The 13,058-nt window shown below is 72.8% G+C and carries 13 protein-coding genes and 1 other RNA gene; 11 read left to right on the top strand and 3 right to left on the bottom strand.

Annotated elements, in window-relative coordinates:
* The first annotated feature begins 1 nt into the window (after position 1).
* From OVA28_RS12195 to OVA28_RS12240, 10 genes are all read left to right on the top strand, one after another.
* A complete protein-coding gene (locus OVA28_RS12195; RefSeq protein WP_194661082.1) occupies positions 2 to 676 on the top strand; it encodes a biliverdin-producing heme oxygenase in 675 nt (224 codons plus the stop codon).
* 172 nt (positions 677 to 848) lie between these two features.
* Entirely contained in the window at positions 849 to 3,506 is a 2,658-nt protein-coding gene (locus OVA28_RS12200) for a phosphoenolpyruvate carboxylase (RefSeq protein WP_268097147.1), read from the top strand.
* Between the two features lie 429 nt (positions 3,507 to 3,935).
* Complete coding sequence (locus tag OVA28_RS12205) at positions 3,936 to 5,138, top strand: multidrug effflux MFS transporter (protein ID WP_268097148.1); 1,203 nt, start codon at positions 3,936 to 3,938, stop codon at positions 5,136 to 5,138.
* Between the two features lie 66 nt (positions 5,139 to 5,204).
* Positions 5,205 to 5,543: an STAS domain-containing protein gene (locus tag OVA28_RS12210; RefSeq protein WP_071275811.1), complete on the top strand. Its 339-nt coding sequence runs from the start codon at positions 5,205 to 5,207 to the stop codon at positions 5,541 to 5,543.
* Between the two features lie 11 nt (positions 5,544 to 5,554).
* On the top strand, positions 5,555 to 5,956 hold the full coding sequence (locus OVA28_RS12215) for an ATP-binding protein (protein ID WP_268097149.1): 402 nt from the start codon (positions 5,555 to 5,557) through the stop codon (positions 5,954 to 5,956).
* Between the two features lie 79 nt (positions 5,957 to 6,035).
* A complete protein-coding gene (locus OVA28_RS12220) occupies positions 6,036 to 6,995 on the top strand; it encodes a helix-turn-helix transcriptional regulator (protein ID WP_268097150.1) in 960 nt (319 codons plus the stop codon).
* A 34-nt stretch (positions 6,996 to 7,029) separates the two neighbouring features.
* Positions 7,030 to 7,575 carry an RBBP9/YdeN family alpha/beta hydrolase gene (locus OVA28_RS12225; RefSeq protein WP_268097151.1) on the top strand — a complete coding sequence of 182 codons (546 nt, stop codon included), beginning with the start codon at positions 7,030 to 7,032 and terminating at the stop codon, positions 7,573 to 7,575.
* A 151-nt stretch (positions 7,576 to 7,726) separates the two neighbouring features.
* On the top strand, positions 7,727 to 8,806 hold the full coding sequence (locus OVA28_RS12230) for a hypothetical protein (RefSeq protein WP_268097152.1): 1,080 nt from the start codon (positions 7,727 to 7,729) through the stop codon (positions 8,804 to 8,806).
* Positions 8,807 to 8,871: 65 nt separating this feature from the next.
* Positions 8,872 to 9,720, top strand: coding sequence for a Nif3-like dinuclear metal center hexameric protein (locus OVA28_RS12235; protein WP_194661075.1), 849 nt, complete (start codon positions 8,872 to 8,874; stop codon positions 9,718 to 9,720).
* A 2-nt stretch (positions 9,721 to 9,722) separates the two neighbouring features.
* Entirely contained in the window at positions 9,723 to 10,454 is a 732-nt protein-coding gene (locus OVA28_RS12240) for a zinc ribbon domain-containing protein (protein ID WP_267424906.1), read from the top strand.
* 154 nt (positions 10,455 to 10,608) lie between these two features.
* Here OVA28_RS12240 and rnpB read toward each other — a convergent pair.
* The 3 genes from rnpB to map form a co-directional block, all read right to left on the bottom strand.
* Positions 10,609 to 10,965: RNase P RNA component class A (gene rnpB / locus OVA28_RS12245), an RNA gene on the bottom strand.
* 207 nt (positions 10,966 to 11,172) lie between these two features.
* On the bottom strand, positions 11,173 to 11,922 hold the full coding sequence (gene ppgK, locus OVA28_RS12250) for a polyphosphate--glucose phosphotransferase (protein ID WP_194661073.1): 750 nt from the start codon (positions 11,920 to 11,922) through the stop codon (positions 11,173 to 11,175).
* 25 nt (positions 11,923 to 11,947) lie between these two features.
* Positions 11,948 to 12,811, bottom strand: a complete 864-nt coding sequence (map, locus tag OVA28_RS12255; RefSeq protein ID WP_268097153.1) for a type I methionyl aminopeptidase — start codon at positions 12,809 to 12,811, stop codon at positions 11,948 to 11,950.
* 64 nt (positions 12,812 to 12,875) lie between these two features.
* On the opposite strand from map, the gene OVA28_RS12260 reads away from it, so the two are divergent.
* Positions 12,876 to 13,052 (top strand): SPOR domain-containing protein, encoded by a 177-nt coding sequence (locus tag OVA28_RS12260; RefSeq protein ID WP_194661071.1) that lies wholly within the window; start codon positions 12,876 to 12,878, stop codon positions 13,050 to 13,052.
* Positions 13,053 to 13,058 lie beyond the last annotated feature (6 nt).

A 13,058-nucleotide genomic window follows, 5' to 3' on the forward strand; every position in this document is an offset into this window, starting at 1 on the left:
CATGGACACCACGGTCACCCCGTTCTCCGAGCTGTTGCGCCGACGCACGCACCGCTCGCACGGGACGACCGCGGGCAACGGGTTCATGCACGACCTGGTCGACGGCCAGTGTGACGTGGCCGACTACGCCGCCCTGCTCGGGCAGTACGCCTTCGTCTACGACGCCCTCGAACGCGCCGCCGACCGGATGGCGGAGCACCCCGTCGCTGCGCCGTTCGTCACGCCGCAGCTCACCCGGATGCCGGCGATCCGCGCGGACCTCGAGTACCTGGTCGGACCCGACTGGGCGGAGCTCGTCTGCCCGCTCCCCGCCACCACCGCCTACGTCCGCCGGCTCAACGAGGTCGCGGCCACGTGGCCGGGCGGCTTCGTCGCGCACCACTACACGCGCTACCTCGGCGACCTGTCCGGCGGCCACCTGCTCGGCTCACTACTTGCCGAGCAGTTCGGGTTCGACACGAACGGTGTCCTCTTCTACATCTTCGACCAGGTCGCGGACCCGAACGCCTTCGGCGACACCTACCGCGCGCAGCTCGACGCAGCCCCGTGGGACGACGACGAGCGCGAACGGGTCATCGCCGAGGTGGAGCTCGCGTACGCGCTCAACACCGGGCTGCTCGCCGGGCTCGACGCCCAGCGCGGACCGCTCGCGCCGCCGGCGACCGCCACCGCCTGACCCCGCACAGCGCCGCGCAGCACACACGTGTTGTGCCCGGCGCCACCGCACGTCGTGCCTGGCGCCACCTCGGCAGCCCGTCCGGACGGTCGTCGTCACGGAGACCCGCCTCCCGATACGCTGCTGGGGTCCCGGACCGGTACCCCGGGCGAGCCTGACCCGAAAGGACCCCATGACGGCGATCGACGGTTCGACACGCTTCGGCAGTGCCCGCGACGATGTCAGCGGCGCGGTCGACAGCGACCTGCGCGCTGACGTCCGCTACCTCGGCGAACTCCTCGGCCGCGTGCTGCGGGAGAGCGGCGGCGACGAGCTCCTGCGCGACGTGGAGTCCCTGCGCGCAGCGGTGATCACGGCCTACGAGGGCTCGGACGTCGACGGCGCCGCACGGGCCGAGGCGGTCGTGGCCGCCATGTCCGCCGAGCGTGCCGAAGAGGTCGCACGCGCCTTCACCACCTACTTCCACCTGACGAACCTGGCCGAGGAGCACCACCGCGTGCGCGTGCTCCGGCTCCGCGGGGACGACGGCGGCGTCGCGGGGGACTCCTTCCCGGCGACGTTCGCGCGCCTCGTCGACGAGCTCGGGACCGACGAGGCCACCGCGCGACTCGACGGCCTCCGGTTCCACCCCGTCCTGACCGCCCACCCGACCGAGGCCCGTCGTCGCGCGGTCACCACGGCCGTGCGGCGCATCACGGACCTCATCGACGAGCGGGACTCCGCGAAGAACGCGATGGCGCGCGCCGAGAACGAGCGCCGGCTGCTCGAGGAGATCACGACCCTCCTCCGCACGTCCCCGCTCCGCACCACCCGGCCGACCCCGCTCGACGAGGTCCGCACGGCGATGAGCGTGTTCGACCAGACACTGTTCGAGATCGTGCCGCAGGTCTACCGCCTGCTCGACGACCGGCTGCTCGGGGACGCCGCCGGCAGCGCACCTGTGCAGGCCCCCGCGTTCGTCCGCTTCGGCACGTGGATCGGCGGGGACCGCGATGGCAACCCGCACGTCACGGCCGCCGTCACCCGCCAGGCCGCGGACATCGCCGCCGAGCACATCCTGCTCGGCCTGGCCCGCGCCGCCACCCGCATCGGCAGCACACTGACGCTCGACCACGACGAGACCCCGGCCGACCCGGGCCTCACCGCGCTCGTGTTCGCGCAGGAGTCGCTCGACGTCGAGATCGCCGAGCGCATCGGCATCCGCGCGCCCAACGAGACCCACCGCCGGGCGCTGCTGTTCACCGCGGCGCGCCTCGACGCCACCCGCCGCGGCGAACCGGGTCTGGCGTACGACGGCCCCGAGGCCTTCCTCGACGACCTCCGCGTCATCCAGGCCTCCCTGGTCGCCGGCAGTGCCGCCCGGCCGGCGTACGGCGAGCTGCAGAACCTCATCTGGCAGGTCGAGACCTTCGGCTTCCACCTCGCCGAGCTCGAGATCCGGCAGCATTCGCAGGTGCACCGCGCCGCCCTGGCCGAGATCCGTGCCGGCGGCGAGCTGAGCGAGACCACGGAGGAGGTCCTCGCGGTCTTCCGGACGATCGCCGACCTGCAGCGCCGCTACGGCGTCCGGGCCTCGAACCGCTACATCGTCTCCTTCACGCAGTCGGCCGCCGACCTCGCGAACGTGCACGAGCTGGCGGTCGCCGCCCTCGGGTCCGTCCAGGCCGCACCGGTGCTCGAGGTCATCCCGCTGTTCGAGACCTTCGCCGACCTGCACGCCAGCGTGGAGATCCTCGACGAGGCCGTCCGCACCGAGGCCTTCCAGCGCCGCCTGGCCGTCACCGGTCGGAAGCTCGAGGTGATGCTCGGCTACTCCGACTCCTCGAAGGACGTCGGCCCGGTCTCCGCGAACCTGGCGCTGTACGACGCCCAGGCGCGGATCGCTCGCTGGGCCCGGGAGAACGACATCGAGCTGACGCTGTTCCACGGTCGCGGTGGCTCGCTCGGCCGTGGCGGCGGACCCGCGAACGAGGCCGTCCTGGCGCAGCCGCCCGGGTCGATCGACGGCCGCCTGAAGATCACCGAGCAGGGCGAGGTCATCTTCGCCCAGTACGGCGACCAGGACATCGCCGCCCGACACCTCGAGCAGATGGCCGCTGCGACGCTCTTCGCGTCCTCGCCCTCGAACGAGGCCCGCACCGAGGCCGCCGCCGACCGCTTCCGCGACCTCGCCCAGCGTCTCGACGACGTCTCCCGCGAGGCCTTCCACGGCCTGGTCAAGGCCGAGGGCTTCGCGCCGTGGTTCGCCCGGGTCACCCCGATGGAGGAGATCGGGCTGCTGCCGCTCGGCTCCCGTCCGGCCCGTCGCGGCCTGTCGGTGGAGTCGCTCGAGGACCTCCGCGCCATCCCGTGGGTGTTCTCCTGGACCCAGGCCCGCATCAACCTCGCCGGCTGGTACGGCCTCGGCTCCGCGCTCGAGGCCGTCGGCGACGTCGACCTGCTCCGCACCGCGTTCCGCGAGTGGCCGCTGTTCGGCGCGATGATCAAGAACGTCGAGATGTCCCTGGCGAAGACGGACGAGCAGATCGCGCGCCGGTACCTCGACCTCGCCGACCGCGACGACCTGGCGGCCGCCGTCCTCGACGAGATGATCCGCACCCGCGACTGGGTCCTGCGGGTCTCCGGCGGGTCCGACGTCCTGCAGGACCGTCCGGTGCTCGCCCGCGCCGTTCGCCTGCGCAGCCCCTACGTCGACGCCCTGTCGCACCTCCAGCTCCGGGCGCTCCGCGCGATCCGCACGACGGGGAGCACCGACCCGACGGACGCCGACCACCGGCTGCTCCTGCTGACCGTGAACGGGATCGCCGCCGGCCTGCAGAACACGGGCTGATCCGCGCCGTGCGCGGCCTGGTGCGAGGTCGTCCACGTGGTGCGGCGCGGTGGAGACGCACGGCCTGTGCGACCCCGCACCGGACGGGCGACCGCGCACGGTGCGGGGCGCGCGTGACCACGGGGCGCCACCACGGGGCGGACGCGACCACGGGGCGGACGGGAGGCTCGGTGCCCGCCGGTGGGGAGCCTCCCGTCCGCCGCGTGGTGACCAGGCACCGGACGGTCACGCTCTCCGACTGGTCGCGGCACCCCGTCGGCGTGACGCCGACCGGTCACGGATCGTCGCTCCGCCGCCACCCCAGCGACGGTTGCCGACCGCTCGGCGGACCTGAGCGGGGTGTCGTGACCGTTCGCGACCCCGTCCGCTGCCGACGAAGCACCGTCCCAGCCCCGTCGAATCGATTCGGCACGGCGTAGCGTTGACGCTGTGACGTCGGCGCGCACCCGCAACCGGCCCCTCCGGACGACCCTGCCCCCGATCGTGCCGCTCGCGCTCATCGTCGGGGTCTCGCCCTTCGCGACGGACATGTACATCCCCGCGCTGCCCGCGATCGCCCGCGACCTCGGCAGCACGCCGAGCGCCGTCCAGCTCTCGCTCACCGCGTTCCTCGTGGCGTTCGCGGTCGGGCAGCTGCTCGCCGGACCGGTCAGCGACGGCATCGGCCGTCGCCCCCTGATGCTCGGCGGGACGGCGCTGTTCGCGCTCGCCTCGCTCGGCTGCGCGCTCGCGCCCGACGTCGGCACGCTCGTCGCCGCCCGGGTGGTGCAGGGCCTGGCCGGGGCGGCTGCGGCCGTCGCGGGCCGCGCGATGGTGTCCGACGTCACCGAGGGGCCCCGGATGGCCAAGGTGTTCGGCACGCTCGCCGCGATCAACGCCATCGGTCCGGTCGTGGCGCCGCTGGCCGGGGGAGCGGTGCTGCTGGTCGGCACGTGGCGGGTGATGTTCGTCGTGCTCGCGGTCCTCGGCGCGGTGTTCTTCGCCCTCGTCGTGCCGTTCTTCCACGAGACCCTGCGTCCGGCCGCCCGCGGCGGGATCGGCCTCGGTGCGAACTGGCAGCGCATCCGGCAGCTCGTGGCCATTCCGCGCTTCCGGGCGTACCTGCTCACGGGGGTGCTGTCGACGATCGGCTTCTTCGCCTACATCGCGACGAGCTCGTTCGTGTTCCAGACGCAGTTCGGCTTCTCCGAGCAGCTGTACACGATCGTCTTCGCCACGAACGCCACGATGATGATCATCACGACGCTCGTGTTCCGACGGGTCGTCGGGCGGTTCTCCGAGGACGCGCTGCTCACCGCCGGCTTGCTCGTCGGCACGATCGGTGCCGCCGGGGTGTTCGTGTCGGCGCTCCTCGGCCTCGGACCGGTCGCCGTCTGGGTCTCGCTCGCCGTGGTCACCGGCGCCTGGGGCTTCGTCCTGCCGGCCGCGATGACCCGGACGCAGCACGTGGGCGCGGCGCACCCGGGGACCGCTGCAGCGCTGCAGGGCGGCCTGTCGTTCGGGCTCGGCGGGCTCGGCACACCGCTGGCCGGACTGCTCGGCGGGACGGCGATCGCGATGGGTTCGGTCATGGTCGTGCTGATGGGCGCGGCGGTCGTCGTGCAGGCGCTGGCCACACGACGCGCCGACTGACGGGCGGCGACCCGGAGAACCGGTAGGGTCGCGGAGCAAGACGTTCCGATCAGAGGGGGCATCCGCATGGACATCGTCGTACACGAGACAGGCACGGACACCGCCGTCCTGGAGTGCACGGGCCGACTCAACATGGTGTCGGCACCGGCGTTCCGCGAGACCGTCGCCACGGTCGTCGACGGCGGTCACCACCGGGTGGTCGTCGAGCTGTCCGGTGTGGAGTTCATGGACTCCTCCGGGCTGGGGGCCCTGGTGGGCTGCCTGAAGACCGCACGCCAGGCCGGCGGGGACCTGCGCATCGCCGCCCCGTCCGAACAGGTGACGATGGTGCTCACGCTGTCGAACATCGACAAGATCCTCCGGACGTACCCCGACGGGGACGCCGCGGTCGCCAACTGGGCCTGACCGGCACCGCCGTGGCCGAGCACCGCCTCGACTTCGCGTCGCCACCGGACGACGTCACCGCCGTCCACGAGTTCCTCGCCCGGGTGTGGGGGACAGAGCCCTCCGTCGGTCCCGAGGACCGCATGGCCTTCGAGCTCGCCCTCGTCGAGCTCGCCTCCAACGTCGTCGAACACGCCGCAGGAGACGCGCGCATCGCCTGCTCGCTCGCCCTCGCGGTCCGCGACGGCGGCCTGGAGGCCCGGCTCACCGACGACGGTCGGCCCGCCGCCGTCGACCCCTCGGCCGCCGAGCTCCCCGACGCGTCCGCCGAGAGCGGTCGCGGTCTCGCGCTGGTCGGCATGGTCGTCGACGAGCTGCGGTACGCCCGCGAGGGCGAGACGAACACCTGGACGGTCCGCCGCCTGATCCGGTAAACGCACCGGGTCGGCCGGAACCCGCAAACTCGTGTGAACGATTGAGACACCTGGCCCCCGCCGTGTCACGATCACCGCGATGAACGACCAGTCCGATCCCAGGAGCAGCTTCGAGACCTCGGGGACCGTCCTCGAGGACGCCCTGCGGATGTACGAGGACGCCTACGAGGGTGCCGGCTTCGTGGCCGCACGCACCGATCGTCCGTTCGCGTACCGGTTCCGCGGCGTCGGGAACGACCAGATCTCGTTCCGCTCGACCCGCTTCGACGCGCGCGTCCGTGGTGAGGTCGAGCTGCAGGACGAGTACGCCGTCATGTGGACGGCCGACGGCGGCGGACGCATCGACATCGGTCGCGACGAGGCCCAGCTCCGGCCCGGGTCGCCGATGATGTTCCCGTCCGGCCGCCCGTTCGTCTTCGAGCTCGCCGACGTCCGGCAGAGCCTGGTGCAGTTCGAGCGGACGCACCTCGAGGAGATGGCCGCCGAGCTCCACGGCGTCCAGCCCGGGCCGCTCGTGTTCGACCACACGGCGGCCCCGCGACCCGAGGACCTGCGCGTCTGGAACCAGCAGGTGCAGCGGGCAGCCGGCGTCGTGCTGGGCTCCCCACCGGTCTCCGTCATCGGGCTCGCCGAGATCGCCCGGGCCACGGCGCTCGCCTTGCTGAAGACCTTCCCGCACCGGTTGCTCGCGCCCGAGGTCCCGCTGCCGCAGGGCGCCACCGGCCGTGTCCGCGAGGCCGTCGAGTACATGCACGCGTTCGCCCACACCCCGATCTCCACGACCGACGTCGCCGACCACGTCGGGCTCAGTGTCCGCGGGCTGCAGCAGGCCTTCCAGCGACAGGTCGGGACCGCGCCGAACTCGATGCTGCGCGGGATCCGCCTGGACCGCATCCGCGAGGAGCTCCGTCGTGGTGCGCCCGGCGAGCTGACCGTCGCCGCCGTCGCCGTGCGCTGGGGGTTCGCCCACCTCGGCCGCTTCTCCGCCGCGTACGCCACCCGCTTCGGCGAGGACCCGCGGGACACGCTGCAGGCTTGACCACCGCGGCCACCCCGTCCCCTACGCTCGGGGCGTGAGCAGACCGCGACCGTGGGTGATCGTGCCCGGGATCTGGAACTCCGATGCCGGGCACTGGCAGTCGGTGTGGCAGGCCGACCGGCGCGAGGACGCCGTCCGCATCGCGCCCACCTCGTGGTCCGAGCCCGACCCGGCCGACTGGTCCGCCGCGCTCGACGCCGCGGTCGCTGCCGTCGACGGGCCGCCCGTCCTCGTCGCCCACAGCCTCGGGGTCCTCGCGGTGGCCGAGTGGCTCGCCGAGCACGACGACGGTCGGGTCGCCGGCGCGTTCCTCGTCGCGCCGCCCGACCCCGACGCGCCGGGTTTCCCGCACGCGGCCAGGGGCTTCGCGTTCCCGACCAGGGCGGTGGCGACGCCGACCCTGGTCGTGGTGAGCGACGACGACCCGTACTGCACCCGCGACCGCGCCGAGGGGCTGGCCGCCGTCCTGGGGTCCGACGTCGAACGGATCGGTCCGCACGGCCACGTCAACATCGCCAGCGGCGTGGGGGACTGGGTTGCCGGCCGGACGCTCCTCGAGGCCTTCGCCGACCGTCTCTGACCTCCCGGTCGCCACCCGGTCGTCAACGCGCCCGCGCCGCACCCTCGATGGGCCCTCCGCAGGGCGTCCTGCGGCCTGACATGCCAGCCGATCCCGCGACACACCGCCGATGTGTCGCAGAGCGACGCTCACGATGTTTCATACTTCCTCCATGGAGACGCAGTCCGGGACACGCACCCCGCTCGTGGACCCCTTCGGTCGCGAGGTCGAGGAGTGGCTCAGGGACGCCCCGGCCACCCGCACCCCGTACCTGGCCGACCTGGTGGTGCCGCCCGTCACGGGCCCCGTCCAGCGTCCCGACCTGCTGGTGGACGCGCCGACCGAGGCTGCCCAAACCGAGCGAGCCCAGACCGAGCCAGCCGCGCTTGCGACCGGAGCGCCTGCGTCCGGATCGCCGGACGCCGCTGCGCCGTCCGCTCCCGCCGACGACACCGCGTTCCGACGTCCCCGCGACCACGGCCGGCACCGTTCGACCTGCGCCCCGTCGTTCCCCGAGCCGCCCGAGCGCCTGGCCCTCCGCATCGAGGAGCTCGCCGTCGAGGTCTCCGCGCAGAGCGGTCGGCCCACGTTGGAGCGCATCGTCGTCCTGCAGGAGCAGGTCCTGCGCCGCGACGAGGACCTCGCCCGCCTGCAGGCCTGGGAAGCCGCCGTCGCCGACCTGTCCGACCCCGAGGTTGAGGCCGCCCGCGCCTACGCCCGGTCCGTGTTCGACGACCTCCTCGCCGAGGCCGCCGACGAAGCCGACCGTCGTGACCGTGCCGCAGCCCGCCGCGCTGCGACCACCGGCGCCGTGACCGTCCTCGCACCTGCGCCCACCCCCGCGCCGCGACCCGCTCCGGCGCTCGTGCTGCCCGTGGCCGCTCCCGTCGCTGCGACCAGCGCGGTCCTCGACGACACCGACGCCGACCGTGACGAGCCCGCGCGACTCGTGCCGAGCCTCCTGGCCGTCACCCCGGTGTCCGCGAACACGCGACCCACCCCCCTCGTCTCGCCCGCCACCGGTCCCACCGTCATCGACCGTGATGCCTTCGCAGCCGTGCTGCGGGCGCACCGCGCCGAGTCCGACGCGCCCACGGCCGGTACGCCCGTCGTGTTCCCCGAGGAGCACGCGGCAGCCCTGCCCGGAGCGGACACCGCTGCGGACGACACCGTGGCGACCCCCACGTCGGCTCGGCCCGGCTGGTGGGCACGCGTCGTCGCTGCCGTCCTCCGCGTCGTCGGCCGCCGGTGACCACGCGCCGGACCCCGTCGACGCTCGGGGCCCGGTCCATCCGGTCCGCTCGGTAGACTGACGGGATGCCGACGCTCCGCGATCTCCAGGCCGTGATCGAGACCCTCTGGCCCGCTGCCGGCACCGAGTCGTGGGACTCCGTCGGGCTCGTCTCCGGTGACCCGGACGCCGTGGTCGAGCACGTGCACCTCGCGGTGGACGCCGTCCCCGACACCGCGCAGGAAGCCGTCGAGCTCGGTGCCGACCTGCTCCTGACCCACCACCCGCTGCTGCTGCGCGGCGTGACGACGGTCGCCGAGTCCACGTACAAGGGCTCCGTCCTCGCCACGCTGATCCGCGGCGGGTGCGCGCTCGTCGCCGCCCACACGAACGCCGACGTCGTGACGACCGGCACCTCGGCGGTCCTGGCGGAGCGGCTCGGGCTCACCGACCTGCGCCCGCTCGAGCCCGGCGACGCCGACGGCACCGGGATCGGTCGCGTCGGGGTGCTCGCCGAGCCCGTGTCACTCGGTGTCCTCGCCCGGCGGATCGTCGACGTCCTCCCCGCCACGGCCTCCGGCGTCCGGGTGTCGGGTGCCTACGACCAGCCCGTCCGCACCGTCGCGCTCTGTGCCGGCGCCGGCGACTCGCTGCTCGGCAACGCCGCCGTGCTCGACGCCGACGTGTACGTCACGAGCGACCTCCGCCACCACCCGGCGTCGGAGTTCCGCGAGCAGGCCATGCTCGTCGGTGGCCCGGCCCTCATCGACACCTCGCACTGGGCCACCGAGTGGCTCTGGCTCGACGTCGCCGCCGAACAGCTCCGCCAGGCCGCCGGCGTCCGCGTCACCGTCAGCGACCTGCGCACCGACCCGTGGGACTTCGCGGTCCTGCCGTCAGCCCCCACCACCGAGCACCACAACGAAGGAGCCTGACCATGAAGGCAGCACCCGAGGACCAGGTCATCCTCCTCGACGTCCAGCGACTGGACAACGACATCACCCGGATCGCCCACCGCATCAGCTCCCTGCAGAAGGGCGACCGGCTGACCGAGCTCGGCAAGACGGCCTCGTCGCTGCGCAGCGAACTGGCCGCGGCCACCGGTGACGTCGAGGACTCCGAGCGTGACCTCGCGCGCCTCGAGTCCGACACCGCCACCGCACAAGCCCGGGTCGAGCGGGACACCACGATGCTCCAGCACGCGAACGCGAAGGACGCCGCCGGTCTGCAGAACGAGCTCGACTCGCTGCAGCGCCGGATCGGGGACCTCGAGACCTCCGAGCTGGAGATCATGGAACGGCTCGACGTCTACCGCGCCCGCGTGGGTGACGTCGAGGCCCGCCTGGCCGACGTCGAGGCCTCCCGCGCCGGGCTCGTCGCCGAGCGCGACACCGAGATCCAGCGCCTCGAGAACGACCGCGCCGCCGCCACCCAGAGCCGCGCGGACATCGCCGCGAAGGTCCCCGAGGACCTGCTCGCGCTCTACGAACGCCAGCGTGCCCGCTACGGCTTCGGTGCGTCGCTGCTGCAGGGCGGCGTGTCGACGGCGTCGGGCGTGACGCTCACCGGCGCGGACCTGCAGGCCGTGCGCCGTGCGGCCCCCGACGACGTCGTGCTCTGCCCGGACAGCGAAGCGGTCCTGGTCCGCACGAAGGAGTCCGGTCTGTAGACGCTCGGTGCCTGCGGGCGCTGGCGCGGGCTGGCGCTGCGCTCGGCGCTGGCGCAGGCTGGCGCTGCACAACCGAAACCGGCTCGCACCACGGACTTCCGCGGTGCGAGCCGGTTCTGGTTGTGCGGTGCCGATCGGCACTGGACGTGTGACGCGAACGGGCCGGCCGTACGCCGGGTTCTGTCCCGCCTCGCGGCGGTGACGGCCATCTCTCTCGGACCGACGTTGCCGTCGGCCTCCAGCGGTCTACCCGAGGACTCGGCGAGCAGCCTCAGCGTCCTCTGTCTGACCTTGCTCCGGGCGAGGTTTACCGAGCGGATCCGGTCACCCGGACCCCTGGTGGTCTCTTACACCACCGTTTCACCCTTACCGGTGTCGCCACCGGCGGTCTGTTCTCTGTGGCACTGTCTCGCGGATTGCTCCGGGTGGGTGTTACCCACCGCCCTGCTCTGTGGAGCCCGGACGTTCCTCGGCACTCCCGGGGGAGTGACGCGACCGTCTCACCGACCCGTTCGCAGGACGAGTGTACCGGGACGCGCCCGTACAGCGCCCACACCGGCGACCCGTTCGCTCCGTCAGTCCAGAGCCGCCCCGGTGAGATCGCACTTCGTGTCGGGTCCACGGTGCCGGACCCGACACGAAGTGCGATCTCACCGCGCGCCGACGGCCCGCGCGCCGACGGCCCGCGCGCCGCGGCCCGCGCGGCGCGGCGGCGCGCTCAGGCGCTGCGGGCTGCCAGGGTGGCTGCGCCGATGATGCCCGCGTTGTTGCGGAGCGTCGCGGGGATGATGTCGGCCTGCAGGTCGAGCAGCGGCAGGAACTCCTCGTACTGCTTCGACACCCCGCCGCCGACGACGAAGAGCTCGGGGGAGAGCAGGGCCTCGAGCCGCGAGTAGTACTTCTGCAGGCGCTTCGCCCAGTGCTTCCAGGACAGGTCGTCGCGCTCCTTGGCGGCGAAGGACGCCTTCGTCTCGTAGTCGACGCCCTCGATCTCCAGGTGCCCGAGCTCCGCGTTGACGATGAGCACGCCGTCGTTGATGAGCGCCGTGCCGATGCCCGTGCCGAGCGTCGTCACGATGACCAGGCCCTCGCGGCCCTTCGCGGCGCCGAACTGCTGCTCGGCGAACCCGGCGGCGTCGGCGTCGTTGACGAAGTGGATGGAGCGGCCGAGCTCCTTCTCGAACAGGGCCTCGGCCTCGAATCCGATCCACTTCTTCGACACGTTCGCCGCCGACATGGTCTTGCCGTCGCGGACGATCGCGGGGAAGCAGACGCCGACGGCGACGTCGGACGGCGGGGAGAGCTCGTCGAGGATCGACTTGGCGACCCCGACGATGTCGTGCGGCTTGCCTCCCTCGGGCGTGGCCTTCTTGATCCGGTCCGTGGTGAGTTCGCCGGTCGCCGTGTCGACGATCGCGCCCTTGATGCCCGTACCGCCGATGTCGACGCCGACTGCGAGGGAGGTCATGTGGAGCCTTTCGGTAGGGAGGGTGTCAGGAGACGGTGAGGAGTTCGGCACCGCGCTCGGTGACGACGAGCGTGTGCTCGAACTGCGCGGTCCAGGACTTGTCGCGGGTGCTGACGGTCCAGTCGTCGGCCCAGATGTCGGCCGCGATGCCGCCGAGCGTGAGCATGGGCTCGATGGTGAACACCATGCCGGGCTCGATGACGGTGTCGTAGTGGGCCGCGTCGTGGTGGGGGATGATCAGCCCGGAGTGGAAGGCCCGACCGACCCCGTGCCCGGTGTAGTCGCGGACGACCCCGTAGCCGAACCGCTTGGCGTAGGCCTCGATGGCCCGACCGATCACGTTCACCTGACGGCCCGGCGCGACGGCCTTGATCCCGCGACGCAGCGCCTCCTCGGTCCGCGTGACGAGGTCCTGGACCTCCGGCGCCGCGGTCCCGACGACGAACGTGCGGTTCGTGTCGCCGTGCATGCCGTCCTTGTACGCGGTGATGTCGATGTTCACGATGTCGCCGTCCTGCAGCACGGTGTCGTCGGGGATGCCGTGGCAGATCACCTCGTTCAGCGACGAGCAGAGCGACTTCGGGTAGCCCCGGTAGCCGAGGGTCGAGGGGTACGCGCCGTGCGACACGACGTACTCGTGGCCGATCCGGTCGAGCTCGTCGGTCGTGACACCGGGACGGATCGCGGCACCCACGGCGTCGATGGCCTGCGAGGCGATGCGGCCCGCCGTGCGGATCAACTCGACCTCGTCCGGCGCGTACGTGTCGCCGAGACCGTGTTCGTGCGGCTCGACCCGACCGACGTACTCCGGGCGCTCGATGTCCTTCGGGACGGCCCGCTGCGGGGAGATGCGGCCGGCGGTCAGGTGTCCGTGTTCGTCCCGGGGCATGCGCACCACTCTAGTGGCGCGTCGACACGGGTCGTGGCCGGTGCAGCGCGGGTACGGTGGCGGCATGAGCGACGAACGCATCGAGTCCCAGTGGTGGTTCAACGACAAGACCCGCACGGTCGAGCAGGGCCCGCAGTCCCCGCAGCGCGACCGCATCGGGCCCTTCGAGACGCGCGAGGAAGCGGAGCACGCCCTCGAGCGCATCCAGGCGAACAACGAGAAGTGGGACGAGGAGTCCTGACGGCTC

This window comes from Curtobacterium sp. SL109, assembly GCF_026672405.1.
In the GTDB taxonomy this organism is placed as follows: Bacteria; Actinomycetota; Actinomycetes; order Actinomycetales; family Microbacteriaceae; genus Curtobacterium.

What these genes read in the sequence shown, in the direction of transcription:
- OVA28_RS12240 (WP_267424906.1), top strand. Translation starts at nt 9,723, where the DNA reads ATGAAGGCAGCACCCGAGGACCAGGTCATCCTCCTCGACGTCCAGCGA.
- OVA28_RS12230 (WP_268097152.1), top strand. Translation starts at nt 7,727, where the DNA reads ATGGAGACGCAGTCCGGGACACGCACCCCGCTCGTGGACCCCTTCGGT.
- OVA28_RS12200 (WP_268097147.1), top strand. Translation starts at nt 849, where the DNA reads ATGACGGCGATCGACGGTTCGACACGCTTCGGCAGTGCCCGCGACGAT.
- map (WP_268097153.1), bottom strand. Translation starts at nt 12,811, where the DNA reads ATGCCCCGGGACGAACACGGACACCTGACCGCCGGCCGCATCTCCCCG.
- OVA28_RS12195 (WP_194661082.1), top strand. Translation starts at nt 2, where the DNA reads ATGGACACCACGGTCACCCCGTTCTCCGAGCTGTTGCGCCGACGCACG.
- OVA28_RS12220 (WP_268097150.1), top strand. Translation starts at nt 6,036, where the DNA reads ATGAACGACCAGTCCGATCCCAGGAGCAGCTTCGAGACCTCGGGGACC.
- OVA28_RS12235 (WP_194661075.1), top strand. Translation starts at nt 8,872, where the DNA reads ATGCCGACGCTCCGCGATCTCCAGGCCGTGATCGAGACCCTCTGGCCC.
- OVA28_RS12260 (WP_194661071.1), top strand. Translation starts at nt 12,876, where the DNA reads ATGAGCGACGAACGCATCGAGTCCCAGTGGTGGTTCAACGACAAGACC.
- OVA28_RS12210 (WP_071275811.1), top strand. Translation starts at nt 5,205, where the DNA reads ATGGACATCGTCGTACACGAGACAGGCACGGACACCGCCGTCCTGGAG.
- ppgK (WP_194661073.1), bottom strand. Translation starts at nt 11,922, where the DNA reads ATGACCTCCCTCGCAGTCGGCGTCGACATCGGCGGTACGGGCATCAAG.